General features: G+C 67.9%; 30 protein-coding genes. 27 read left to right on the forward strand and 3 right to left on the reverse strand.

Going from position 1 to position 24,187, the window contains the following annotated elements; genetic code table 11:
• The 4 genes from CKO27_RS06830 to CKO27_RS06845 are packed head-to-tail and all read left to right on the forward strand — an operon-like array spanning position 1 to position 4,419.
• Entirely contained in the window at positions 1-810 is an 810-nt protein-coding gene (locus tag CKO27_RS06830; protein WP_200374124.1) for a hypothetical protein, read from the forward strand.
• Positions 807-1,328: a putative inorganic carbon transporter subunit DabA gene (locus CKO27_RS06835; RefSeq protein ID WP_200374125.1), complete on the forward strand. Its 522-nt coding sequence runs from the start codon at positions 807-809 to the stop codon at positions 1,326-1,328. Before CKO27_RS06830 ends, CKO27_RS06835 begins: the two co-directional genes overlap by 4 nt.
• Positions 1,325-4,090: a DUF2309 domain-containing protein gene (locus CKO27_RS06840; RefSeq protein ID WP_200374126.1), complete on the forward strand. Its 2,766-nt coding sequence runs from the start codon at positions 1,325-1,327 to the stop codon at positions 4,088-4,090. Before CKO27_RS06835 ends, CKO27_RS06840 begins: the two co-directional genes overlap by 4 nt.
• Positions 4,087-4,419 (forward strand): P-II family nitrogen regulator, encoded by a 333-nt coding sequence (locus CKO27_RS06845; RefSeq protein ID WP_200374127.1) that lies wholly within the window; start codon positions 4,087-4,089, stop codon positions 4,417-4,419. The genes CKO27_RS06840 and CKO27_RS06845 overlap by 4 nt, the downstream gene beginning before the upstream one ends.
• Before the next feature lie 200 nt (positions 4,420-4,619).
• On the opposite strand, the gene CKO27_RS06850 is transcribed toward CKO27_RS06845, so the two are convergent.
• Entirely contained in the window at positions 4,620-4,880 is a 261-nt protein-coding gene (locus CKO27_RS06850) for a hypothetical protein (RefSeq protein ID WP_200374128.1), read from the reverse strand.
• An 81-nt stretch (positions 4,881-4,961) separates the two neighbouring features.
• Between CKO27_RS06850 and CKO27_RS06855 the strand changes: the two genes are divergently transcribed.
• From CKO27_RS06855 to CKO27_RS06920, 14 genes are all read left to right on the forward strand, one after another.
• Positions 4,962-5,504: an MOSC domain-containing protein gene (locus CKO27_RS06855; protein WP_207280635.1), complete on the forward strand. Its 543-nt coding sequence runs from the start codon at positions 4,962-4,964 to the stop codon at positions 5,502-5,504.
• A gap of 138 nt (positions 5,505-5,642) precedes the next feature.
• On the forward strand, positions 5,643-6,095 hold the full coding sequence (locus tag CKO27_RS06860) for a c-type cytochrome (RefSeq protein ID WP_200374129.1): 453 nt from the start codon (positions 5,643-5,645) through the stop codon (positions 6,093-6,095).
• A 25-nt stretch (positions 6,096-6,120) separates the two neighbouring features.
• Entirely contained in the window at positions 6,121-7,542 is a 1,422-nt protein-coding gene (locus tag CKO27_RS06865) for a cbb3-type cytochrome c oxidase subunit I (protein WP_200374130.1), read from the forward strand.
• Positions 7,543-7,612: 70 nt separating this feature from the next.
• Positions 7,613-8,194: a cytochrome c oxidase subunit 3 gene (locus tag CKO27_RS06870; protein ID WP_200374131.1), complete on the forward strand. Its 582-nt coding sequence runs from the start codon at positions 7,613-7,615 to the stop codon at positions 8,192-8,194.
• A gap of 5 nt (positions 8,195-8,199) precedes the next feature.
• Positions 8,200-8,496, forward strand: a complete 297-nt coding sequence (locus CKO27_RS06875; RefSeq protein WP_200374132.1) for a cytochrome C oxidase subunit IV family protein — start codon at positions 8,200-8,202, stop codon at positions 8,494-8,496.
• A gap of 15 nt (positions 8,497-8,511) precedes the next feature.
• On the forward strand, positions 8,512-9,357 hold the full coding sequence (locus CKO27_RS06880) for a CbbQ/NirQ/NorQ/GpvN family protein (protein ID WP_200374133.1): 846 nt from the start codon (positions 8,512-8,514) through the stop codon (positions 9,355-9,357).
• On the forward strand, positions 9,341-9,781 hold the full coding sequence (locus CKO27_RS06885; RefSeq protein ID WP_200374134.1) for a magnetosome magnetite crystal formation protein family: 441 nt from the start codon (positions 9,341-9,343) through the stop codon (positions 9,779-9,781). The genes CKO27_RS06880 and CKO27_RS06885 overlap by 17 nt, the downstream gene beginning before the upstream one ends.
• Positions 9,774-10,811: a 4Fe-4S binding protein gene (locus CKO27_RS06890; protein WP_200374135.1), complete on the forward strand. Its 1,038-nt coding sequence runs from the start codon at positions 9,774-9,776 to the stop codon at positions 10,809-10,811. The genes CKO27_RS06885 and CKO27_RS06890 overlap by 8 nt, the downstream gene beginning before the upstream one ends.
• Position 10,812: 1 nt before the next feature.
• Positions 10,813-12,657 carry a nitric oxide reductase activation protein NorD gene (locus CKO27_RS06895; RefSeq protein ID WP_200374136.1) on the forward strand — a complete coding sequence of 615 codons (1,845 nt, stop codon included), beginning with the start codon at positions 10,813-10,815 and terminating at the stop codon, positions 12,655-12,657.
• A 40-nt stretch (positions 12,658-12,697) separates the two neighbouring features.
• On the forward strand, positions 12,698-13,327 hold the full coding sequence (locus CKO27_RS06900; RefSeq protein WP_200374137.1) for a CBS domain-containing protein: 630 nt from the start codon (positions 12,698-12,700) through the stop codon (positions 13,325-13,327).
• Entirely contained in the window at positions 13,324-13,872 is a 549-nt protein-coding gene (locus CKO27_RS06905; RefSeq protein WP_200374138.1) for an HPP family protein, read from the forward strand. Before CKO27_RS06900 ends, CKO27_RS06905 begins: the two co-directional genes overlap by 4 nt.
• Positions 13,873-13,927: 55 nt before the next feature.
• On the forward strand, positions 13,928-15,121 hold the full coding sequence (locus CKO27_RS06910) for an efflux RND transporter periplasmic adaptor subunit (RefSeq protein WP_200374139.1): 1,194 nt from the start codon (positions 13,928-13,930) through the stop codon (positions 15,119-15,121).
• A complete protein-coding gene (locus CKO27_RS06915; protein ID WP_200374140.1) occupies positions 15,118-16,350 on the forward strand; it encodes an ABC transporter permease in 1,233 nt (410 codons plus the stop codon). The genes CKO27_RS06910 and CKO27_RS06915 overlap by 4 nt, the downstream gene beginning before the upstream one ends.
• Entirely contained in the window at positions 16,343-17,086 is a 744-nt protein-coding gene (locus CKO27_RS06920; protein ID WP_338115921.1) for an ABC transporter ATP-binding protein, read from the forward strand. The genes CKO27_RS06915 and CKO27_RS06920 overlap by 8 nt, the downstream gene beginning before the upstream one ends.
• A 116-nt stretch (positions 17,087-17,202) precedes the next feature.
• Here CKO27_RS06920 and CKO27_RS06925 read toward each other — a convergent pair whose 3' ends face one another.
• Positions 17,203-17,622: a DUF134 domain-containing protein gene (locus CKO27_RS06925; RefSeq protein WP_200374141.1), complete on the reverse strand. Its 420-nt coding sequence runs from the start codon at positions 17,620-17,622 to the stop codon at positions 17,203-17,205.
• A gap of 212 nt (positions 17,623-17,834) precedes the next feature.
• Here CKO27_RS06925 and petA point away from each other — a divergent pair, with 212 nt between their 5' ends.
• The 7 genes from petA (at position 17,835) to CKO27_RS06960 (ending at position 22,267) form a co-directional block, all read left to right on the forward strand.
• Entirely contained in the window at positions 17,835-18,428 is a 594-nt protein-coding gene (gene petA, locus CKO27_RS06930; RefSeq protein ID WP_200374142.1) for a ubiquinol-cytochrome c reductase iron-sulfur subunit, read from the forward strand.
• 68 nt (positions 18,429-18,496) lie between these two features.
• Positions 18,497-18,748, forward strand: coding sequence for a hypothetical protein (locus CKO27_RS06935; RefSeq protein WP_200374143.1), 252 nt, complete (start codon positions 18,497-18,499; stop codon positions 18,746-18,748).
• A 21-nt stretch (positions 18,749-18,769) separates the two neighbouring features.
• Positions 18,770-19,141 carry a NifB/NifX family molybdenum-iron cluster-binding protein gene (locus CKO27_RS06940; protein WP_200374144.1) on the forward strand — a complete coding sequence of 124 codons (372 nt, stop codon included), beginning with the start codon at positions 18,770-18,772 and terminating at the stop codon, positions 19,139-19,141.
• Positions 19,142-19,146: 5 nt separating this feature from the next.
• Positions 19,147-20,025: an ATP-binding protein gene (locus tag CKO27_RS06945; RefSeq protein ID WP_200374145.1), complete on the forward strand. Its 879-nt coding sequence runs from the start codon at positions 19,147-19,149 to the stop codon at positions 20,023-20,025.
• Complete coding sequence (locus CKO27_RS06950) at positions 20,022-20,987, forward strand: ATP-binding protein (RefSeq protein WP_200374146.1); 966 nt, start codon at positions 20,022-20,024, stop codon at positions 20,985-20,987. The genes CKO27_RS06945 and CKO27_RS06950 overlap by 4 nt, the downstream gene beginning before the upstream one ends.
• On the forward strand, positions 20,984-21,355 hold the full coding sequence (locus tag CKO27_RS06955; RefSeq protein ID WP_200374147.1) for a NifB/NifX family molybdenum-iron cluster-binding protein: 372 nt from the start codon (positions 20,984-20,986) through the stop codon (positions 21,353-21,355). The genes CKO27_RS06950 and CKO27_RS06955 overlap by 4 nt, the downstream gene beginning before the upstream one ends.
• 15 nt (positions 21,356-21,370) lie before the next feature.
• Complete coding sequence (locus tag CKO27_RS06960; RefSeq protein ID WP_200374148.1) at positions 21,371-22,267, forward strand: alpha/beta hydrolase; 897 nt, start codon at positions 21,371-21,373, stop codon at positions 22,265-22,267.
• A gap of 178 nt (positions 22,268-22,445) precedes the next feature.
• On the opposite strand, the gene CKO27_RS06965 is transcribed toward CKO27_RS06960, so the two are convergent.
• The gene (locus CKO27_RS06965; RefSeq protein ID WP_242470774.1) at positions 22,446-23,318 is read right to left on the reverse strand and encodes a spermine/spermidine synthase domain-containing protein; all 873 of its coding nucleotides are present in this window, start codon (positions 23,316-23,318) and stop codon (positions 22,446-22,448) included.
• Between the two features lie 135 nt (positions 23,319-23,453).
• On the opposite strand from CKO27_RS06965, the gene CKO27_RS06970 reads away from it, so the two are divergent.
• Positions 23,454-23,645: a CopG family transcriptional regulator gene (locus CKO27_RS06970; RefSeq protein ID WP_200374150.1), complete on the forward strand. Its 192-nt coding sequence runs from the start codon at positions 23,454-23,456 to the stop codon at positions 23,643-23,645.
• On the forward strand, positions 23,642-23,995 hold the full coding sequence (locus CKO27_RS06975; protein ID WP_200374151.1) for a YkgJ family cysteine cluster protein: 354 nt from the start codon (positions 23,642-23,644) through the stop codon (positions 23,993-23,995). Before CKO27_RS06970 ends, CKO27_RS06975 begins: the two co-directional genes overlap by 4 nt.
• Positions 23,996-24,187: the final 192 nt, after the last annotated feature.

The following is a 24,187-nucleotide window of genomic DNA, read 5'->3' on the forward strand; positions in this document are numbered from 1 at the left end:
ATGGCGCCGATCCTGCTGCTCATGGCCGGGCTCTTTCTGCCGCTCTATCCGCTGAGCGCCCTGCCCAACGCGCTCATCCAAGGCCAGGCGAGGGGCGGCGCGCTCCCGGTCGGCGACTGGCGGCGCGGCCCGGCCGTCAAGGCGGCCATGATCCTCGTCTTTCCGCTCATCGGCCTCGGTCTGATCGCGCTGGCGATGGAGCAAGCGAGCGAGGGGGACGGCTGGGCGACCCTCTTCGCGATCTGGGGCGGACTGACCTCGGTGCTCTACGCCTTCCGGCTCTTGAGTGCGAAGGACGGCGAGATCTGGATCTCGCACCTCTACTCCTCCGCGCTGGCCCTGGTCTGGATCGGGGTCGGCTCCGGAGTGAGTCCACTCCTGCCGGCCATCGGGCTGTCGGTCTCGCTGATTCCGCTGATCTTCCTGCTGGACCACTTGACCCAGCGCTTCGGCATCGCGCGCAGCGGGCTCTATCCGGGGCTCTGCTGCCGTCTGCCCTGGCTGGCGCACCTCTTCGTGCTGGCCGTGCTGTCGGCCATCGCCGTGCCCTTCTCGCCGTCCTTCTTCGCCCTGGCCGCACTCGCCTTCGGCGGCGTCGCGGCGGACACGGTCGTGGTGCTGCTGCCGATCTGTCTGTCCTGGCTGCTCTGGACCTGGGCCGGCGTCAACCTCCTGAGCGGTATCGTCTGGGGCGTCCCTCGGGAGGATCTGAGCTACCGCGACCTGGAGCCGCGTCAGGCGCTCGGACTCGGCGGGGGCCTGATCGCCCTTGGACTCTTCGGCATTCTGCTGGTGGAGGTAGCGCTATGACCGGGAACCCGCCCGAGCCGCATCCGCCCTCCCCGAACGCCGATGGGCCACGGCAGGGCCAAACACAGCCGAGCGCGACCAGCCTGGGACGCGCCCTCAAGATCCGCTCCATGGTCACGGTCGCCGGCGAATTCCTGCCCTTCGTCTGGCCCATGCGCAACTTCATCCACCACAACCCGCTGCACGGGCTGGAGCATCTGCCCTTCGAGGCGGCGGTCGATCAGGCCAGCGCGCTCTTTCACGCGCGCGGCTATCTGCGCCGCACCGAGTATCAGGCGCTGCTGCGCGAGGGACACATCGATTCGGCGGTGATCGAGGAGCTGGTCGCCGAATTCCTGCTCGCCCAAGGCCCGGACCAGCCCGCCCCGGAGCACCAGGCGGAGGACGGCGCGACGCTCGACCTGCACCGCATCCTGGTCACCCTCATGACCCGCATGGATCAGCCCAGCGTCGGCAACGCCTTCCCGAGCACCGACGCCATCCTGGCGCAATTGCGCCCGCTGGCGGAGGCCCCATGAAGCGGCTCGCGGCGGCGGAGATCGGCACGCGCTGGACGCTCTACGACCTCATCGACCAGCTCCACGGCGAGCGCATCGGCGCCACCCTGAACGAGTGGCTGATCAAGGGCTGTCTGGACTTCCTCGACGAAGGTCAGTCCGCCTGGCGGATGCCGGGGCGTCGGCAGGGGCTGTTCCAGTCCTGGTGTCAGATCGCCCGGCGCAACCGCCGCTGGCGCCTGCGCGGGCTGGATCTGGGTCCGACCCTGGAGCGGGTGGAGCAGCCGGAGGCGGCGATCGATCTGGTCATGACCCGGCTCGCGATCCCCGAGCGGCTGTGGATGGACTATTTCGCCGTCGAGCTGTCCAAGCTCCACGGCTGGGCCGGCTTCGTGCGCTGGCGCGCCCAAGCCAGGGACTATTACTGGCAGGAGCGCAACCCGGCGGATCTGGTCGACTTCATCGCCATCCGGCTCATCCTGTCGCTGCCCCTGATCGAGGAAGCTGAGCGGCGCCACCGACGCGACTTTCTCTACCCGGACTGGGTGCGCTGCATGAGCGAGCGTCCGCACGAATGTCTGCTGCGCCGCGAGCTGCATTCCGGCGCCATCCTTCCCGACTACGCACACCGGGTCGAGGTCGCGCTCGACGGCGGCGACACCAAGGGGATCGAGACCCTCTGTCTTGACTACGAGCGCGAGAAGACGGCACGCGAGGCCGCCAGCCGCGCCCTGCGTCTGCGGGAGCTGTGCGAGCTGGCCGGCATCCCGCGCGCGGAGCTGGCCACGCAACGTTCGGGCGCACTCCGCCAGATGATCGAGGCGGTCCATGGACTGCGCGCGCGCGAGGGTTTCCTCTGGATGCAGGCGCTCGAACGCACTTACATCCGCCACTTGCTCGACCGGCTCGCCGCCCCGCGCGAAACCCCGGCCGAGGCGCTCGCGCGGACCGGCACGGCCGCGCCTGGGATCGCCGGCTCCAAGGTCCAGGCGCTCTTCTGTATCGATGTCCGCTCCGAGCGGCTGCGCCGCCAGCTCGAAGGGCTCGGCCACTACGAGACCTTCGGTGTCGCCGGCTTCTTCGGCGTCCCGGTCAACTTCATCGAGCTGGGCAAGGGTCACGAGAGCGCGCGCTGTCCGGCCATCGTGACGCCGCGCAACGTGGTGCTGGAGATGCCGCACGAGCACGCGCCGCACGGACCCTCGCTCTTCCATCTCGCCACCGAGGTCGTCCACGACCTCAAATGCACGGCGCTGGCGCCCTACATCACGGTCGAGGCGGTGGGCCTGCTGTTCGGCTTCGACATGGTCGGCAAGACGCTCGCGCCGACCCTCTACCACCGCTGGCGCAAACGGCTCGACAACGGCCGTCCGCCGACGCGGTTGATGATCGACAAGCTCTCCGAGGAGGACGCGCGCGATCTCATCGCGAGCCTGCACGACGAGCTGGTGGTGCGGGCACTGGACCGCCAACTCGGGATCAAGCGCGAGGCCGTCACCACCGGGATGATCCAGGAGCTGCGCGAGATCGCGCTGGGAAGGGCGGCGGCACCGAGCCAGCTCGCCCGGCGCTTCGACCTCGACAGCGCCACCGAGACGGTCTTCATCACCCGTCTGCGGCTGGAGTACCGGTTGACGCCCGATCAGGCGCGCCTCCAGCTTGAGCAACTGGCGCGCATCGGCTTTCGGATCGAGCGCCAAGCGCTGCTGGTGCGCAATACCCTGACCACCATCGGTCTGGCCGAGGACTTCGCCCGCACCATCCTGGTGGTGGGCCACGGCAGCCGCTCCCAGAACAACCCCTATGAATCCGCCCTCGACTGCGGCGCCTGCGGGGGCGACAAGGGCCTGGTGAACGCCCGCCTCTTTGCCGCCATGGCCAACCGGCGCGAGGTGCGCGAGCGGCTCGCCGGGCAGGGTATCCGCATCCCGGAGGACACCTGGTTCATCCCGGCCCTGCACGACACCACGACCGACGAGATCCAGCTCCACGACCTCGACCAACTGCCGCCGGGCCGCCTGACCCAGTTGACGCGCATTCAGGAGGACCTGGCCGCCGCCGGGCGGCTCTGCGCGCGCGAGCGCTGCGCTGCGCTGGGCGAGACCGGAATCGACTCACCCGAGGCCGCCGCGCGCCGGGTCAAGCGCAACGCGCTCGACTGGACCCAGGTCCGACCGGAATGGGGTCTCTCGGGCAACGCCAGCTTCATCATCGGCCACCGCGACCTCACTCGCGCGGTCGATCTCGCGGGGCGGGCCTTCCTGCACTCCTATGACCATCGTCGGGACGCGAGCGGCGCGTCACTCGAAGCCATCCTCTCAGGCCCCTTGATCGTCGCCCAGTGGATCAATCTGGAGCACTACTTCTCGGTGGTCGACAACGCCGTCTTCGGCAGCGGCAGCAAGGTCTATCACAACGTCGTCGGACGCTTCGGCGTCATGACCGGCAATGTCAGCGACCTGCGCACCGGCCTGCCGGCCCAGACGCTGCGCCAGGGCGAGCGGCCCTACCACCAGCCCATGCGCCTGATCACCGTCATCGAGGCCCCCCTGCCCTTCGTCCAGGGCGTGCTGAGCCGGGTCTTCAAGGTCCGCGAGCTGGTCGAGAACGGCTGGATTCGCCTGCTGGTCATCGACCGCGCCGAGGGCGCCGCTCACCTCTTCGAGCAAGGGACGTGGATGGCGCAGCCCTGGACGCCGCGGCCCGAGAATGGCAGGAGCGCCGCCGTCGAACCGGCCCGGAGAGCCCGAAAACGCCAGGTTCCCGTGGAGACACCCTCATGAAGTCACTCGCCATGAGCGCCATGAAGAAGATCGAGATCATCGTCGAGGGCCAGCACCAGGGCTTCGTCACCGATCTGCTCGACCGCGCCGGCGCGGGCGGCTACAGCATCCTGCACAACCTCTCCGGCAAGGGGACGCACGGCGCGCACAAGGGCCATCTAATGTTCAACGACGAGTCAGTGCTGGTGATGATCGTCAGCGCCGTCCCGCCGAGCCTGGTCGACCCGATCCTGGAGGGCTTGACGCCCTTCCTCGACCGGCACATGGGCGTGGTCTTCACCTCGGATATCGCGGTGAGCCGGATGGTGCCGCCGGAGCCCGACGGCTAGGCCAGCGCGGCGACGAGCACCGGAACCGCGGATTCAGGCGATCGACGCGCCTTGCTCGTTCAGGCGCGGTGTCGATGCAGTTCTTTCGTCCTCCTCGTCTCCGTCCGAGTGAGACGTTTTGCAAGCCGGCGCCCGCCGGCTTCTTTTTGTTTCAGACTGATCATGGAACCAGAGTCAACAATGGGTGTCGAGCAGCAGCCTCACGCATGGCCTCCCAGCCAGACGTCATCCGGCAAGGGCGCATCGAAGTCATCGCCCATCCGGACCTGGCCACGAAACTGGCCGAATTGCCTTGGCCGCCGCGCGGGATCGGGCCACGCGGGCGTGTCATGCCCAGTGACCCCGTCGCGCTCCTCATAGAGCACGACAATCCTGGCCTTGCGGACCTGCACATCCGCCGGCAGCTTGAGGTGGATCTCCTGGTTCTCGTCGATCTCGGTCTCTAGCTCAATGGCCCGCATGCTCGTCAATCTCCCGGATCGGATGGTCGCTGCTCCAGTATGGTGGGAATCCCGGCCGTCGAACAACAGAGGTTGCACGCCATGAACCCGATCGTCATCGCCGTCGCCGCGAACGCGCGCCACGACTTCTCCAAACAAACCCGGCCGAGCATTCGTCTGCTGACGGGCCTTGGGGTCGAGGGTGACGCGCACTGTGGAACCAGCGTCAGACACCGCTCCCATGTCAGGCGCGACCCGACGCGGCCGAACCTGCGGCAGGTGCATCTGATCCAGAGCGAGCTGTTCGCGGAGCTGGCCGCGCGCGGCTTCGCGATCGAACCGGGCGGCATGGGCGAGAACATCACCACGCGCGGCGTCGACCTCCTGTCGCTCCCGCGCGGCGCCGAGCTGTGCATCGGGGCCGAGGCGGTGGTGCGGCTCACGGGCCTGCGCAGTCCCTGCTCCCAACTGGACGGCTACCGGCCCGGACTCATGGCGGCGGTGCTGGAGCGCGCCCCGGATGGCGGTCTCATCCGCAAGGCCGGGGTCATGGGCGTGGTGGTGAGCGGGGGAACCGTCGGCGCGGGAGACGCGATCCGCGTGACCTGGCCCGCCGAACCCTTTCAGCGGCTGGAGCCGGTTTAGGTTTACCCGCCAGAGAGCACGGCTCGAACCCCTCGATGACCCATGGCGTTTGACTTGCATCAAGGCGCCAATCCCGCCGCGCTCGTTCAATGCAAAAGACCAACCGCTCCGATGCGTTTATAGTGAGGTATCCGCCCGATGGCTCAAGTCTTCACCAAATCCATGGCGAGGAACATCTTCTATGGTGGCTCCGTCTTCTTCGTGCTTCTGTTTCTCGCCCTGACGCTCGACACCTCCCTCACCTTGCCCGAGCGCGACCAGCGCCATCAGCTCGATCCCTCCACCGAAGTCGGTCAACGCATCGCGGAAGGAAAGCGTCTGTGGGAGCACAACAACTGCATCGGCTGCCACACCCTGCTTGGCGAGGGGGCCTATTTCGCGCCCGAACTCGGCAATGTCTACACCCGCTTCGGTAACAACAAGGAGGCGATCAAGGCGTTCATCCAGAGCCGTCCAGCCTATGGCATCCCCGGACGACGCAGCATGCCGCGGTTCAATTTCAGTGACGCCGAGCTGGATGCGATCGCCGAGTTCCTGAAGTACAGCTCCGAGATCAACACGGCGGGCTGGCCGCCAAACAAGCAAGGCTGAACCGCCGCCACGGAGTCACGCACCCATGAAATATCGATCGCAAGCCGTCGCCCGGCCCTACTTCATCGCCGCCATCGGTCTGTTTCTCGCGCAGATCGTCTTCGGCGTCATCCTGGGCATCCAGTATGTCGTCGGGGATTTCCTCTTTCCGGAGATCCCCTTCAACGTCGCCCGCATGGTGCATACCAATACGCTCATCGTCTGGATCCTCATGGGCTTCATGGGGGCCGCCTATTATCTGATTCCGGAGGAAACCGAACGCGAGCTTTACTCGCCCCTGCTGGCGCACGTCATGTTCTGGGTCTTTCTGGCCGCCGCCGCGCTGACGGTCGCGGGCTATCTGATCGTTCCCTATGCACGGCTCGCCGAGCTGACCGGCAACGACATCCTGCCGACCATGGGGCGCGAGTTCCTGGAGCAGCCGACCATCACCAAGGTGGGGATCGTGATCGTCGCGCTCGCCTTCCTCTTCAACATCGGCATGACCGTGCTCAAGGGACGCAAAACGGCGGTAAGCCTGGTGATGCTGATCGGACTGCTCGGCCTGGCGCTGCTGTTCCTCTTCTCCTTCTACAACCCGACCAACCTGGTGCTGGACAAGTATTACTGGTGGTGGGTGGTGCATCTCTGGGTCGAGGGCGTGTGGGAGCTGATTCTGGGCTCGATGCTCGCCTTCGTCCTGATCAAGACCACCGGCGTCGATCGCGAGGTGGTGGAGAAATGGCTCTATGTCATCATCGCCATGGCGCTGATCACCGGGCTGGTGGGAACCGGACATCACTATTTCTGGATCGGCGCGCCTGAGTACTGGCAATGGTGGGGTTCCATCTTCTCCGCGCTCGAACCCCTGCCCTTCTTCATGATGACGGTGTTCGCCTTCAACATGGTGAATCAGCGTCGGCGCAACCATCCCAACCGGGCGGCGGTGCTCTGGGCGCTGGGCACCAGCGTGCTGGCCTTCATCGGGGCGGGCGTCTGGGGCTTCCTGCACACGCTGGCCCCGGTGAATTTCTACACCCACGGCTCGCAGATCACGGCGGCGCATGGCCACATGGCCTTCTTCGGGGCCTATGTGCTCATCAACATCACCATGATCTCCTATGCCATGCCCCTGCTGAACGGTCGCGAGGCCAACAGCATGCGCTCGCAGGTGTTGGAGATGTGGAGCTTCTGGCTGATGAGCGTCTCCATGGTCTTCATCACGCTCTTTCTCACCGGGGCGGGCATCCTGCAAGTGTTCCTGCAACGCTTCACCGACACCCCGCTACCCTTCATGGTGGTGCAGGAGAAGATCGCCCTCTTCTACTGGCTGCGCCTGATCTCCGGCCTGGTCTTCCTCGGCGGCCTGGTGGTTTACATCACCTCCTTCTTCGTTGCCGCCCGCGACGCCCGGCAAGGCATCGCCCCGGTCGCGAAGGACGCCGAACTCGCCCCCGTCAATCCCTGAGGCGGCCGCGCCGCCTGTCCCCGGCAACCGGCCGGGGCCGGGCGCGCGCGCCTCCCACCCGGAATCTCCCATGACCGCGACCATCGCCACCCATCAGGACCGCTATCCCCCCGGCGATCTCGCGATCTGGATCTTCATCCTGGCCGAACTGGCGGTCTTCGCGATCTTCTTCGCCGCCTATGCCTTCGCGCGCATGGGCGATGTCGCGCTCTTCGACCACTATCAGGCGACGCTCGACAAGGATGCCGCCCTGCTCAACTCGCTGGCCCTGATCACCGGCAGCTATTGCGTGGTGCGCGCGCTCGCCGCCATGCGCGAGGATCACCGCGCCGCCAGCGTGCGCTGGCTGATCGCCGCGCTGGGCATGGGCACGCTCTTCCTGGTCGTCAAATCGCTGGAGTATGCCCACCACCTCGCGGCGGGCGTCCGGCTCAGCACCAACACCTTCTACATGTTCTATCTGTCGCTCACCTTCTTCCATTTCATGCACGTGATCATGGGGATGGTGATCCTCGCGGCGGTCGCCTGGAAGGCCCATCGGGGCGGTTACAGCGCGCGCGAGCACACCGGAATGGAGACCGGCGGCGTCTACTGGCACATGGTCGATCTGGTGTGGCTCATCCTCTTTCCTCTCGTCTATGTGATGCGGTAACGACGATGTCCAGCTCGAATCCCTCCAGATCGTTCGTAATACGCCCCTGCACCCAGGTCTATCTGGCGCTGATGGGGCTCACCGCGACGACCTATCTGATCGGCACCGCCGCCGCACCCGAGCAAGGGCCGGGGCTCGGCCTATCGCTGTTGGTCCTGGGCTTCGCCCTGCTCAAGAGCCACCTGATCGGCGACTACTTCATGGGACTGAGGGGACTCCACGGCCCCTGGCGCTGGGTCATCCTGCTGTGGCTGCTGATCCCCGGCGGCCTCATCCTGACCGCCTTCGTGCTGTCGGCCTGAGCGCGGGTGACACCGATGCGCAACGTCGCCACCGCCGTCCAGCCGCTCTCCCCCGCCGCATCCGCCCCGCGTGACCTCGACGCGCGGCCGCCGGTTTTTTACCGGCCGCAAGGCCAGGAGATCGCCCTCTTCGAGCATGCCTTCCACAATCGCCTGCCGGTGATGATCAAGGGTCCGACCGGCTGCGGGAAGACGCGCTTCGTGCGCGCCATGGCCGAGCGTCTGGGCCGCGCGCTCTACACCGTCGCCTGTCACGATGACCTCACCGCCGCCGATCTGGTCGGACGTCACCTGATCGGCGCGGACGGCACCTACTGGAGCGATGGCCCGCTGACCCGCGCGGTGCGCGAGGGCGCCATCTGTTATCTCGACGAGGTGGTGGAGGCGCGCAAGGACACCACGGTCGTGATGCACCCGCTCACCGACGACCGGCGCATCCTGCCCTTGGAGCGCACCGGCGAGACCCTGCGCGCACCGCCCGCCTTCATGCTGGTGGTTTCCTACAACCCCGGCTATCAGAACCTGCTCAAGGGCATGAAGCCGAGCACGCGCCAGCGCTTCGTGGGGATCAGCCTGGGCTTTCCGGAGCCCGCCCTAGAGCGCGACATCCTCGTCGGCGAGACCGGGATCGACGCCGCCTGGGCGGGCCAGTTGGTCGGACTCGCCGGCGCCTTGCGGGCGCTCCAGGACCACGACCTTGAGGAAGGCGTCTCGACCCGGCTGCTGGTCTATGCCGCGACCCTCATTCGCGCCGGGATGGAAGCGCGCGCGGCCTGTCGCGCCGCGCTGGTGGAGCCCCTGAGCGACGATCCCGAGACGGTCGCGGCGCTGGTGGAGGTGATCGATGCGGCACTCGACTGACCACGCGGGCCGGCAACGCGAGGCCGACCGTCGGCTCGCCATCGCCGCCGCCGCGCTCTATCTCGCGAATCTGCTGATCCTGCCGGGCATCGCCTTTGCGATCCTCCTGCTGCTGGCCTGGCGCCACCGCGCCAATCCATCCGCGCTGGCCGCCGCCCATCTGCGCCAAGCGGTCGCCGCCAGCCTCTGGATCGGCGGATTGCTGCTCCCGCCGATCGCCGCCGCCCTGGCGCTCGCCCCGGCCGACGCCTCCGGCATGGGGGCCTGGATGCTGGTGATCCTCTTCTTCATCCTCTGTCACACCAGCTTCGTCCTGCTCGGCGTGATCGCCCTGACCCGGGCGATGGCCGGCCTCTGCTGGCGTTATCCCTTGATCGGCCCGGCCCTGCCGGCCGCCTGCGGGCGCGGGCCGCGCCATGACTAGAACCCCGCTGCAACGCCGTCGCGCCTGGTTTCAAGTGGGATTCTTCAGCCTCTTCGTACTGGCCCCGCCATTGGACATCCTGCGCATCGACCTGACCCTGGGTCACGCCATCCTGCTGGGACAGCCCTGGACGCTCGGGATCGAGGACTTCCTGGCCGGCCGCACGGGCGTCTGGGATGCCGTCCTCAACCTGCTGCTGCGCGGCTTCCTGCCCATTTTCGGCGGCGGCGCGCTCTTTCTCTGGGTCGCCTGGCGCTTCGGCCGACTCTACTGCGGCTGGCTGTGTCCGCACTTCTCGGTGGTCGAGCTGATCAATGGCCTCATGCGTCGGGCCAGTGGCAAGCCCAGTGTCTGGGAGCCTCGCCCGCTCCCGCCGCCGCTGGGCATGGAACCCCGGGCGCGGCCCACCGCCGCGACCGGACTCGATCATACCGGCCGGAGCCCGCGAACCTATTGGAATCCCTGGTACTGGCTCCCGACCCTGCTCGCGGTGGGCGGCTTCGCCTTCCTCTGGGCGCTGGTCTTCCTCACCTATCTGCTGCCGCCGTTCGAGATCTATCACAACCTCCTGACCGGCACCCTCACCCGCAACCAGACCCTCTTCCTGAGCGTCGCCACCCTGGCGCTGAGCGTCGAATTCCTGCTCGCGCGCCATTTCTTCTGTCGTTACGCCTGCGCCGTCGGACTCTTTCAAAGCCTGGTCTGGATGGCGAACGACCGTGCCATGGTGGTCGGCTTCGACACCACCCGGGCCGATGCCTGCAACCGTTGCGGCGACGCCTGCAACCACGCCTGTCCCATGCGCCTGAAGCCGCGCACGCTCAAACGCAAAATGTTCACCTGCACCGAATGCGCCGAGTGCATCGCCGCCTGCACCCAGGTCCAGCAGGGCGATCCCGCGCGCAGCCTGCTGCGCTGGGTCGCGGACGAATCGGCGCTCCCCGTGGTCACGGGCCGGCCAAGTCGCCGGGTCTGCGGAACACCGCCCCGGGCGGCCGCCACGCCCCTGCCGCTACCCGGCGGACACTGAGATGGAAGAGCAGGTCGGCGCACTCTGGCATCGCGCCATCACCCATCTCGCCGAGCGCCGCCACCCCGAGGCGGCGGTCAGGCTGGAAGAGGTCGCCGCCGGGATCGGTCTGTTCTTCCGCGCGCTTGGGGGCGACGGCGGGCTCCAGGTCGAGGCCAGCGAGGCCAGCGCGCACGGCGCGCGGCGCGGACTCCTGCAACGCCTGGCGGGCGGCGACGACAAGGTCGAGCTGGCCTGGCGTGACGCCCGCTCGCTGCGTCTGCCGAGCCTGATCGACGACTTTCCCGAGCGCGCGCTCAACCGCGATCTCTATCTCTGGCTCGCCGCGCTCGCGGCCCATCAGACGGCGCCGATGACCGACTGGTTCACCGCCAGTCAAGCCCTGACGCGCCAGACATTGAGCCGCTTTCCGGGGCTGCGGCCACGCTATCGCCGCCTGCTCGCGGCCCATCTCGCGCGGCGTCCCGATCCGCGCCGACTCCCGGCGGACGCGCGCGAACGCGAGGAGGCGATCCGCCGCGCCCTGAGCGATCCCGGCAGCGTCGCCCGGCTGCCGGCCGCGCGCCGACCGGCGCACCCCGTCCGGCTCTGGCTGCACCCGCATCCAGAGCTGCCGGCCGGCGCCTGGTCCAGCCCGGACACCGCGACGGATGATCGCGAGCGCCACGGCGCGGTGGAATCGCTCGGCGCGCGCCGTCGCCGCCGTGCCGAGCGCGTGGCACCGCCACAAAGGGACCAGGGACTGGTCACCATCCGCATGGAGAACATCCTGACCTGGGGCGAGCACGTCCAGGTCGATCGCGGCACCGACGAGGAGGAGGATCTGGAACGCGCGCGCGCCGCCGCCGAGGATCTCGACCGCATCGCCGTCGCCCGCGACCGCAAGGCATCCGGCGCGCGCCTGCGGTTCGATCTCGACCTGCCGGCCGAGTCGGAGGACGATCTGGTGCTCTCGGACGGCATCCTGGTGCCAGAATGGGACTGGCGGCGCGGCCGCCTGCAACCGAATCATTGCCGCATCGTCCCGCTCCTCGCGGCGGATGCCAGACCCCGCCCGCTGCCCGAACATCTCCGACGCACCGCCACGCGACTGCGCCATCAGTTCAATGCACTGACCCCGGCGCGGATGTGGCTGCGCGGTCAGAATGAGGGCCAGGATCTGGATCTCGATGCCTGTCTGCGCTTCGCCGCCGAGCGGCATGCCGGCCCCGGCGGCCGTGGCGACGGCCTCTATCGCGACGCGCGCCGGGGCGCGCGCGATCTGGCCTGTCTGCTGCTGGCCGATCTCTCGCTCTCCACCGACACCTGGATCGACGACCGGGCGCGGGTGATCGACGTCATCCGCGACAGCCTCTTCCTGTTCGCCGAGAGTCTCGCCGCGACCGGCGACCGCTTCGGCCTGTTCGGATTTTCCTCGCGTCGCCGCGATCCGGTGCGGGTGCATACCCTCAAGGATTTCGATGAACCCCATGGCGCGGCCGTCCGGGGACGCATCGACGCCATCAGGCCCGGCTATTACACCCGCATGGGGGCGGCGATTCGCTACGCCAGCGGGTTGCTCGCGCGACAGCCGGGCGGGCGGCGCCTGCTGCTCCTGCTCACCGACGGCAAGCCCAACGATCTCGATCGCTACGAGGGTCGTTACGGCATCGAGGACACCCGGCAGGCGGTGCGCGAGGCGCGCCGGCTGGGTCTCACCTGCTTCTGCGTCACCATCGACAAGGATGGCAACGACTATCTGCCGCATCTGTTCGGCGCGGGCGGCTATGTGGTGATCCGTCGCCCGACCGAGCTTCCATCCCGGCTGCCCCTGCTCTACGCGCGGTTGACCGCGAGCCGTCCCTGATGACAGCGCCTCGCCGCGCCCCTAAAGGAGAATCCTGATCATGAACCTGAACGCCTGCGCCGCCGAAGATCCGCTCTCGCCCGAGGACGACCTCGCCGAGATCGAGCTGACGGACGCTGACATCCTGGAGGCGATGCGCGAGATCCCCGGCTATCTCGACATCACCACCATGGATTTCCGCGCCGTCTATCATTTGGCGCATCGCCATGCGCTCGATCGGCTGTTCAGCGGCATTACCGCCGGACGGCTGATGCGCCGCGAGGTCCGCCCGCTGACGCCCGACATCCCGCTCGCCGAGGCCATCCCCAGCTTCGTGCGCCAGGGGCTGAAGTCGTTGCCGGTGGTGGACGGACAGCGGCGCCCGCTCGGCATCCTGACCGAGACCGACGTGCTGCGCGGGCTGGGGGCGGACACCTTCCTCGCCCTCATGGCGCGGGTGATCGCGGACGAAAAGTGCATCAAGTCGGAGCAGCACCATCGCCCGGTCGGCGAGCTGATGACCGCACCCGTGGTCAGCGTGCCGCTGAACGCAGGACTGCGCGCGCTGCTGGCCGCCTTCGCCAGCCATCCCGGCCGGGCCATGCCGGTGCTCGCGGCCGATGGGCGTCTGGCGGGCCTGCTCCCGCGCAAGGTCTTCCTCAACGCCTGTCACCCGGATCGCCGGCCATGAGGCTGAAGGGCTATCTGAGCAAGATGCGCGGCAGCGTCCATGGCAGCCCGCCTCGGGTCAGTCTGCCGGAGGTGCTCTGGTCATGGTCGGGCGCCTTCCTGGGGATCGCCGCTGTCGCCTGGCTCAATCAGCGGTTCTTCGCCGGGACCGATCTGACGCTCGCCATCGGTTCGCTCGGGGCCTCGGCGGTGCTGGTCTTCGGCGCAGTGCGCAGCCCGCTGGCGCAGCCGCGCAATCTGGTCGGCGGGCATGTGCTCTCGGCGCTGGTGGGCGTGACCTGCTGGCAGTGGCTGGGCGGCGAGCCCTGGCTGGCGCAGTCGGTCGCGGTCGCCACCGCCATCGCCCTCATGCACCTGACCCGCACCCTGCACCCGCCGGGCGGGGCGACCGCGCTGATCGCCGTCATCGGCTCCGATCAGGTGCATGCCATGGGCTATCTCTTCGTGCTGCTCCCGGCCACGCTGGGACCGCTGGTCCTGCTCGCCGTGGCGCTGCTCTTCAACAATCTCCCCGCCGCCCGACGCTATCCGGAGTTCTGGCTGTAGCCAGTCCGCCCACTGGGCACTCCATTTCTCCGTCTCTCGCTGTCGTGAGTCTTCCATGAAATTACCCAAACCCAGCCGACGCGCCCTGTCCCTGCTCGCCGTGCTCATTCCGCTGCTCGGCGCCTTCGCGTGGCTGGCGCTGACCTCGGGGCCGCTGGCCCCGGTGCTTGTGACCCTGGCCGAGGTCGAGCAACGCCCAATCGCCCCGGCCCTGTTCGGGGTCGGGACGGTCGAGGCGCGCTACACCTACCGCATCGGCCCGACCATCGCCGGGCGGGTGAGCCAGGTCGCGGTCCAGGTCGGCGACCGGGTGAACGCCGGGCAGCGGCTCGGTGAGATGGACCCGGTCGATCTCGACGAGCGTGTCGCCGCCCAGGACGCCGCCCTGCGGCGCGCCGAGTCCGGCGTGGTCGCCGCCCGTGCTCAGGTGCGTGACGCCCAGGCACGGCGCGACTTCGCCAGCGCCCAGGTCAAACGCTATGAGCAGCTTCTCGTGGCGCGCACCGCCAGCGAGGACACGGCGGAGGCCAAGCGGCAGGAGGCCCAGGTCGCCGAGGCCGGTGTGGCACTGGGGCTGGCCAACCTGGAATCGGCCGAGCAGGATCTCGGGCGGGTGCGCGCCGAGCGCGCGGCGCTGGTGCGCCAGCGCGACAATCTGCGTCTCATCGCCCCGGTCGCCGGTTTGGTGGTGTCGCGCGACGCCGAGCCCGGCAGCACGGTGGTGGCGGGTCAGTCGGTGGTGGAGGTGGTGGACCCCGCCAGCCTCTGGGTCGATGTCCGTTTCGATCAGCTCGGCGCGGGGGCCTTGCGCGCCGGCCTCGCGGTCCGCATCGCGCTGCGCTCCCAGCCGCTCGGCATGCTGGAGGGACGGGTCGAGCGGGTCGAGCCGCGCGCCGATGCCATCACCGAGGAGCTGCTGGCCAAGGTGGTCTTCGCCGATCTCCCCGACCCCCTGCCCCGGCTCGGCGAGCTGGCGGAGGTGACGGTGGCGCTGGCGCCCCGGCCCGCCGCGCCCGCCGTGCCGAATGCCGCGCTGCACCGCCGCGCGGACGCGCTCGGCGTCTGGGTGCTGGATGACGGGGAACCGCGCTTCGTGCCCCTGACCATCGGCGCGCGCGACCTCGACGGCTGGGTGGAGATCCGCTCCGGTCTGGTGCCGGGCACGGCCGTGATCTGGCACAGCCAGGCCCCGCTGTCGCCCGGACGCCGGGTCAAGGTGGTCGAGCAGCTCCCAGGGGTCGCCCCATGATCAGTCTCGCCGGACGCGACATCCTCCACGGCTGGGGCAAGTTCGTCTTCACCGGCATTGGGCTTGGGCTGCTGATCGGCGTCACGCTCTCCATGGCCGGCATCTATCGCGGCATGGTCGACGATGCCGAGGTGCTGCTGGACAACAGCGGGGCGGACCTCTGGGCGGTGCAGAAGGACACCCTCGGCCCCTACGCCGAGCCGTCCAACCTCGCCGACGACCTCTATCGCAGTCTCCAGACCCTGCCGGGGGTCGCGCGCGCCGCCAATGTCACCTATCTGACCATGCAGGTGCGCCCGCTGGCGGATGCTGCGTCCGTTGGCGATGCGGCCGCGCGCGAGCGCCGCGCCATGGTGGTCGGCGTGGTGCCGGGCGGCTTCGGCGAGCCGGGTCAGCCGGAATCCCTGGTCGCCGGGCGGCACCTGACCCGGGGTCACTACGAGGCGGTGGCGGACATCTCGACTGGCTTTCGGCTGGGCGAGCAACTGCGCATCCGCCGTCATGCCTACCGGGTGGTGGGTCTGACCCGGCGCACCGTGTCCTCGGGCGGCGACCCCATGATCTTCATCCCGCTCAAGGACGCGCAGGAGGCCCAGTTCCTCAAGGACAACGATGCCATCGTCGCGCAGCGCCGGCGCAGCGCCGCCAATCCGGCCTTCAATCGCCCCGGCCAGCCGCAGGTGCTGGACGCCGTGCTCGCCTCCCAGACCCAGAGCAATTCGGTCAATGCCATCCTGGTGCGCCTGACGCCCAACGCGGACCCCAACCGGGTGGCGGCGGACATCCGGCGCTGGAAGCATCTGAGCGTCTATACCCGCGCCGAGATGAACGAGATCCTCCAGGCCAAGCTGATCGCCACCTCGGCGCGGCAGATCTTCATGTTCCTGGTGATCCTCTCGGTGGTGAGCGCGGCCATCGTCGCCTTCATCATCTACACCCTCACCCTCGGCAAGATCCGCGAGATCGCGGTGCTCAAGCTGATCGGCACGCGCAACCGCACCATCGCCGGGATGATCCTGCAACAGGCGATCGGACTGGGTCTCATCGGTTTCGTCGTCGGCAAGACGGTCGCGACCCTGTGGGCGCCGGTGTTTCCCAAATACGTCCTGCTGCTGCCCGGCGACGCGGCGCGCGGCTTTCTGATCGTGGTGATCATCTGCGTGCTGGCGAGCCTGGTCGCCATCCGCGCCGCGCTCCGGGTCGACCCGGCGGAGGCCATCGGTGGCTGAACCAACGACCGGGCCATTGGGCGCCCATCCGGCCCAGGGGATTCGCATCGAGGGGCTGCGCAAACGCTACGGTCGCGGCGACACGGCGGTGGACGCGCTGCGCGGGGTGGACATGGCGGTCGCCCCCGGCGAGGTGGTGGGACTGGTCGGCCCCTCGGGCTCGGGCAAGAGCACCCTGCTCAAGTGTCTGGGCGCGGTGATCGAGCCCAGCGGCGGGCGCATGACCCTGGGGGAGGCGTCCATCTATGACGAGGGCTGGCGCATCCCGGACCTGCGCGCGCTGCGCCGCGACAAGATCGGCTTCGTCTTCCAGGCGCCCTATCTCATCCCCTTCCTGGATGTCACCGACAACGTCGCCCTGCTGCCGATGCTGGCTGGGCGCCCCAACGGCGAATCACGGGAGCGGGCGCGCGAATTGCTCGCGGCCCTGGACGTCGAGCACCGCGCCCGGGCGATGCCCTCCCAGCTCTCGGGCGGCGAGCAACAGCGCGTCGCCATCGCCCGCGCCCTGGTGAACCGCCCCCCGGTGATCCTGGCCGACGAGCCCACCGCGCCGCTCGACAGCGAACGCGCCCTGGCGGTGATGCGCATCCTCAACCGCATGGCGCGCCAGTACCAGACCGCCGTCATCGTGGTCACCCACGACGAAAAGATCATCCCGACCTTCGAGCGCATCTATCACATCCGCGATGGGCGCACACATGAGGAGGCGGGGGAGGGACGGGGGTTGGAGTGAATGGGATGGTGAAACTATTCACCCCGGCCCTGATGCGGTGCGCACCGTCCAACAATGCGATTCGCGGGGGCGGGTAGAGTAGCGAGACGCCGGCATCCCGCGCCCCTGGATCCGGCCTATCCGTTGTCGCCTCTTTCGTCTGGCGGTGCCTCGGGTTCATTTGGCCGGACGCCTGCCTGGCTTATGGTGTCCGCTCCCGGCTCTCTCAGGGAAACGTCCGGGGCTTTCCTCCCGGTCGCGACCTCCTCGATCTCCCGGACGGGTTCGACCAGAAGCCGTTTGCCGTTCAGCAGGGCGTCCGTCACCTTGCGGCGCGCCTCGGCCAGTGTGCGTGACAGGGTGGTCCGGGAGATGCCCATACGCTGGGCGCAGTCCTCCTGATACAAGCCTTCGAGGTCGGCAAGACGTAAGGCTTCCAACTCGTCGGCGCGCAAGACCACCGTCGCCATCCCCCGTCCCGGTCGACCGCAGGGTTTGAAGCAGAGAAAGCCCGGATCGAATCCGATACAGCGGGCGCGTCGTTTGCGGCCTGTCACGGTGCCTCCGAAGGTTGTTTCGCTCCGATCAGTATGTTCTGAAAAATGCACATATGTGCATTTCTCATTGATAAATATCAGCGTAACTCAGTAGGAGAAGGGGCGAGAATGCTGACCGGCACACTAGGTATTCGATTATTGCTGGCACCGCCCGAGATCGTCATCCGATGGGCGAGGCGGCGTCACTCATCCCAACCAGGAGCTATGCGTCCATGAGCCAGCCAGCCGTGAACCACGGGAGACGGCGCGTACTCGCCGCCGCCACCAGCCTGGTCGGCGCCGTTGGCGCCGCCTATGCCCTAGTCCCCTTCGTCGCGTCCATGAATCCAAGCGCCCGTGCGCGGGCCGCCGGCGCTCCGGTCGAGGCGGATATCTCCAAATTGGAGCCGGGTGCCCTGCTGCGTGTCAAATGGCGCGGCAAGCCGGTGTGGGTCGTGCGCCGGACACCCGAGATGCTCGCCTCTCTGTCGAGCAACGATCAGAAACTGGTCGACCCCACGTCCACCGTGCCCCAGCAGCCGGTCTATTGCCAGAACCCCACGCGCTCCATCAAGCCGGAATATCTGGTCGCGGTCGGGATCTGCACCCACCTGGGCTGCTCGCCGACCTATCGGCCGGAAGTCGCTCCCGATGACATGGGCGCCGACTGGAAGGGCGGCTTCTTTTGCCCCTGTCATGGCTCGCGCTTCGATCTCGCGGCCAGGGTGTTCAAGAACGTCCCGGCACCGACCAATCTGGTGATCCCGAAGCACGCCTATCTCAACGAGATCACCCTCCTGATTGGGGAGGATGGCGGCGCGGCCTGATGACGGCCCGGAACCGAGATTCGGTGAGGCAATCCCGATCACGCTCAACTAATGCGCAGGAGAACAGCATGCCATTCAAAGACGGAACCGGTCCGAGCCAACAAGGTCAAGGCCGAGGTCAGGGCCGAGGTCAGGGCGGTCGTCGCGGACGCGGAGCGGTACGGACCGATGCCGGTCAATCGGCCGGTCGCGGTTGCCGACCGGGCGGACGGGGCCAGGGCGTCAAGACCCACCAGTGGACACCCTGGCTGCAACAGCAAATCGCCGACCTGAGCGCCGCCCTGCAACGGCTGACGGATCGGTTGGATTCGGTCAAATAGAACCCCGGAACACCATCAATCATGAAACTCGCCATCTCCATCGCCGGCCAAACGCTCGACTCGCCCTTCGACGCCCGTTTCGGGCGCGCCGCGTCCTTCTGTCTGGTGGACACCGATAGCGGTGCCTGGACGGTCCATGCCAATCCGGGGCTGTCGGCCTCGGGCGGGGCGGGCGTGCAGGCGGCGCAGTTCGTCGCCGGGCTCGGCGCGCAGGCGGTCGTCAGCGGGGCCTATGGTCCCAAGGCGTATGACACCCTCGCCGCCGCTAACATCCAGCGCCTGCTCGCGCCGGGGGACGCGGCTTGCCGCGCCGCCGACATTCTGGCCGCGTTCCAGGCGGGGCCGTTGGCCGAAGCCGATGGCGCCACGCATGGCGGCCATCACGGAGGCTAGAACCCATGCGGATCGTCGTGGCCAGCGGCAAGGGCGGCACGGGCAAGACCACGGTCTCGACCAGTCTGGCGCAAGTGGCCACCGAGCGAGACGCGGTGCGCTTCCTCGATTGCGACGTGGAGGCGCCCAATGCCGCGCTCTTCCTGCATCCGGTCCTGGACAGCCAGCGGGAGGTCGGTATCCGCGTGCCGCGCGTGGACGCGGACGCCTGTACCTATTGCGGCCGCTGCGCCGAGGTCTGTCAGTTCCACGCGATCGCCGTGGTCGGACAGAAGACGCTCGTCTTCGACGATCTCTGTCACGGCTGCGGCAGTTGCGCCTGGATGTGTCCGGAGCAGGCGATCAGCGAGACCCTGTCCGTCACGGGCGTGATCGACAGCGGCACGACGCCGGAAGGCATCGCCTTCGCCCAGGGCGTGATGAACGTCGGCCAGACCATGGGCGTTCCGATCCTGCGCGAGCTGAAGAAATGGACCCCGGCGCGCTTGCCAGAGGCCCCAGGCGCGCCGCGTCGCGCGCTCGAAATCCTTGACGCCCCGCCCGGCGCCTCCTGCCCAGTGGTGGAGACGCTGCGCGGGGCGGACCTGGTGCTGCTGGTGACCGAGCCGACGCCCTTCGGTCTGCACGATCTGAAACAGGTCGTCGCCATCGCCCGTGAATTGGGCATCCCCGCTGGCGTGGTCATCAATCGCGACGGGATCGGCGATGACGCGGTCGGCGCCTGGTGCGCCGAGAGCGGGCTGCCGATTCTGCTGCGCATCCCGATGGAGCGGCGCATCGCCGAGGCGATCGCCGGCGGCCGGACCCTGGTGGACGCCGCGCCGGAGTATCGACCCGGATTCAGGGATCTGTTGGAGCGTCTCGTCGCCGGGGTGAACCCATGAAACAGCTCGTCATCCTCAGCGGCAAGGGCGGCACCGGCAAGACCAGCGTCACGGCGGCCTTTGCCCATCTGGCGGCCCAGGGGCCATTCGCCGGTCGGGTGCTGCTGGCCGATGCCGATGTCGACGCGGCCAACCTGGAACTGGTGCTTCAGCCGCGCCGGCTGGACACCCAGCCGTTTCGCGGCGGTCAGGTGGCCGTGATCGACGAGGATCGCTGTCTGATCTGCGGCGACTGCGAGTCGGCCTGCCGCTTCGACGCGATCGTCGAGACCGACGGGCGATGGGTGATCGACCCCATCGCCTGCGACGGCTGCGCCGCCTGTGTCTACCAATGTCCCACCGAGAGCATCCGGATGCAGGAGCAAAGGGTCGGCGAATGCCGGCTGTCCGACAGCCGTTACGGACCGCTCCATCACGCCCATCTGCATCCGGGACAGGAGAACTCCGGCAAGCTGGTCACCCAGGTCCGGCAGCGCGCGCGCCAGCAGGCACTGGACGAAGAGCGTCGGCTCGTGATCGTGGATGGTCCACCCGGCATTGGTTGTCCAGTGATCGCCGCCGTTTCCGGCGCCGACCTAGCGCTGTTGGTAACCGAGCCGACGGTTTCCGGCATCCACGACCTGCGCCGCGCCCTGGGAACCGTCCAGCACTTCGGCGTGCCGGCGCTGGTCTGCATCAACAAGGCCGATGTCTATCCCAAGGGTGCGCGGGACATCGAAACCTTTTGCGAGGCGAACGGGATCGCCATGGTTGGCTCCATCCCTTTCGATCCGAGCATCGCCAGCGCCCTGGTGGCGGGCGAGGCGGTGACCGCTTATCGCCCCGAGGCTCCCGCTAGCCTTGCCCTGTCCGCCCTCTGGGAGCGCCTGGTCTCCGTCCTGGTGGAGCCGCCCACGCGCCAGGATGACGGCTTCGCCGAACCAATCACCGACAACCTCAATCAACCAGGAACCTTCCAATGAAGATTGCCATTACCGCCGAAACCAGCCAGGGTCTCGACAGCCAGGTCGCCCAGCATTTCGGGCATGCCCCCTATTTCATTCTGGTGGACATCGAAGAGGGCGCGGTGACCGCGACCCTGGATATCGCCAACCCCTTCGCCGAAGCCCATCAGCCGGGTGAAATCCCGGAGTTCATCCGTCAGCAGAACGCCGAGGTCATGCTGAGCGGCGGCATGGGCGGGCGCGCCATCGAGTTCTTTACTCAGGCCGGCATCAAGACCGCCACCGGCGCGACCGGCACCGTGCGCGAATCGCTGGAGAAGTATCTGGGCGGCACCCTTGCCGCCGCCGCGCCCTGCGCCGAGAGCGTGGCGCACGGGCACGGATAAAGGCGCGCGCGGCTCTTGACGATCCTGATCCTGGTAGCCGGCGTCCTGGCGGCCGCCGGCGTCCTGACACCGGCCTTGCTTCGGCGCGCCTATCGGGCGCCGCGGATCCGCGAACGGGGGACACCCGCCGATCTCGATCTGCCCTATCGGAGCCTGCGCATCCCGACCGTCAACGGCAAGACCCTGTTTGGCTGGCTGGTCTCGCCCGCCGAACCCGCCGAGCCGCTACCCGCCGTGGTCGTCCTGCACGGCTGGGGCGGCAACGCGGAACAGATGCTGCCGTTCGCCGCGCTGCTCCACCGCGCGGGCTACGCGACCTTGCTGCTCGACGCCCGCAATCACGGCCAAAGCGACGCGGACAGCTTCTCCTCCCTGCCACGTTTCGCCGAGGATCTGGAGCGGGGACTCGACTGGCTCGCCCGGCAGCCCGGCATCGACCCCGGACGTCTGGCCCTGCTCGGTCACTCCGTCGGTGCTGGTGCCGTCCTGCTGCTGGCGTCACGCCGTCGCGACCTGGCCGCGGCGATCAGCATCGCCGCCTTCGCCCATCCGGAGTGCCTCATGCGCCGACAGTTGCGCGGGCAGCGCATCCCCCGCCCGCTGGGCTGGCTGATCCTGCGCGCCATCGAGCGGACCATCCAGGCGCGCTTCGACGACATCGCGCCCTGCGAGACGATCCGGCGCGTGACCTGTCCGGTGCTCCTGGTGCATGGCGAGACCGACGCGACCGTACCCCCGGAGGATGCGAGCCGCATCCACGCCAATCGGCGGGATGACTCGACCGAACTGCTGATGCTGCCCGACACGGGGCACGATTCCATCGAGGCCATCGAAACGCATGCCGACTCGCTGGTCGCGTTCCTCGGAAAGTCCTTTTCGGGCCAATCCCGGAGTCATGGGCTTGCGCCTTGAAAGGTAGTGCCTCGATTCGTAGGATGACGACAAATGCGCACACCCGTGGGAGCGGCTTACAGCCGCGAAAAACCTCGCGTCGGCGCTCATCGCGGCTAAAAGCCGCTCCCACGAAATCCTATCGATTGGGGCGCTACCCACGGCGATGGCGCCAGTCGGCGCCCTCTCCGGTCGCGGATCAGGTGGGCCGGTTGCGGCCCCGTCCGCTTCGCAGCTCCCCGCCCTCGCGCAATCGCTCCAGCAGCTCGGGGAAATCGAGTGGGACGAGTCCGGCGAGCGCGCCCGCCCGTTGCTCCAAACGCGCCCAGTCGAGCGGAAAGCCCTCATCGGCGAAGGCGAAGGCCACGTAGTTATCCCCGTAGCGGACGCGCGCGATATAAACGCGCCCCTCGAAGACCCAGTCCAGTAATCGCATGTGTCGATGCCAGCGTTCCGGCGGACCGCAGAAGTTCGCCACCAGCAGTCCGCCCGGACCGAGCCGGCGGCGTGCCGCGACGTAGAATTTCCGACTCAGGAAGGACGGAGCGATGCCCTCGTCGTCGAACCCATCGAGCAAGAGGACATCGGTATCCGCCTCGGCGCGCGGCAGATACTTGGCGGCGTCGGCCTGGACGATCTCCAGACGCGCATCCTCCGGAATATTGAATTCACCGCGCAGGGCGATGACATCGGGGCTCACCTCGACCACGGTCAGATGTGTCCGAGGCAGATAGCGATGACAGAACTTGGCCAGCGAGCCGCCGCCCAGTCCAACCAACAGCACCCGACGGGGATCCGGCGCGAACAGCAGAAAGGCCATCATCTTGCGGGTGTAGGCGAAATCCAGGGCGAACGGATCGTCGAGGCGCATGGAGCTTTGCACGAACCGCAGACTGAAATAGAGCCGCCGCGTCTGGCCATCGTCGACGATGAAGGGCTTGCGATAACGGCCGTTCAGGATGCGGTTGTACAGCCGTTCAGGATCGCAGCCCTCCGATTCGAGCACCCGCAGCCGACCGCGCTCGCCCAAGCGGCTTCCCGGCAGATCCAAGAGCGGCGGACGCTGAGGCATGGCGGAGTTTCCCATCGATTGGCGGCATCCAGATCGGGCGGCCGGGGTTTGAAGTAACCGCTATTATATGGTGCCTCAATGATGCTGTGGTCATCATTGAAATAGCCTTCCATACTCAACCGGGTGATTCATTCCATGGCCAAGCGGACCGCGCCCATGAGGGTTCCGATCGACTCCAGAAACAAGCGGATTTTCGAGTGCCTCCGCGCCCAGCCAGATCTCGCCTCCTCGCGGGTGATCCGCGAACCGATGTCTCGGTCCATCATCGAGCCGACCGGCGCGCGCGAGCGGCCCGAGTGGCTGACGGCAGGAGCGGCGGGCGGATGATCCTGTCCGATTCGCGACTGCTCGCCCTGCGACGACGGATTCCGACCTTCGCCTGCGAGCCCGGTTGTCACGACTGTTGCGGACCGGTGACGGCCTCGAACGAGGAAATGGCCCGGCTGCCGGATCTCGGCGAGGCCCGACACGCCGAGGCGCTTGCCGACTGGAACTGCCCATACCTGGGCGCGAATGGCTGCGAGGTCTACGCGGAACGCCCCTTGATCTGCCGTCTGTTCGGCACGACGCCCAATCTCGCCTGTCCGCGCGGGAAGGGACCGGAGGAGAGAATCGACCCGCGTGCCGAGCAGGCGATCCATGACTATCTCCAACGGACGCGCCAGGTACTCCTATAGGATCTTTGAATTAATAAGCGTCTGCTTTTCCTTGCCTCACGGGTCACTGCCATTAAATTAAGGATCTGATGTTACGCAGAAGGCTCAGGACTTGGTAAGTTTCGAGGATGAACCAAGACGCTCTCGACATCTACACCGATTATTTGATCAGCACCTTCGGATCGGCCACGGCCACGGGGTTGGCGTCGATGC

The sequence above is a fragment of the Thiocystis violacea genome (assembly GCF_016583575.1).
GTDB lineage: Bacteria > Pseudomonadota > Gammaproteobacteria > Chromatiales > Chromatiaceae > Thiocystis > Thiocystis violacea.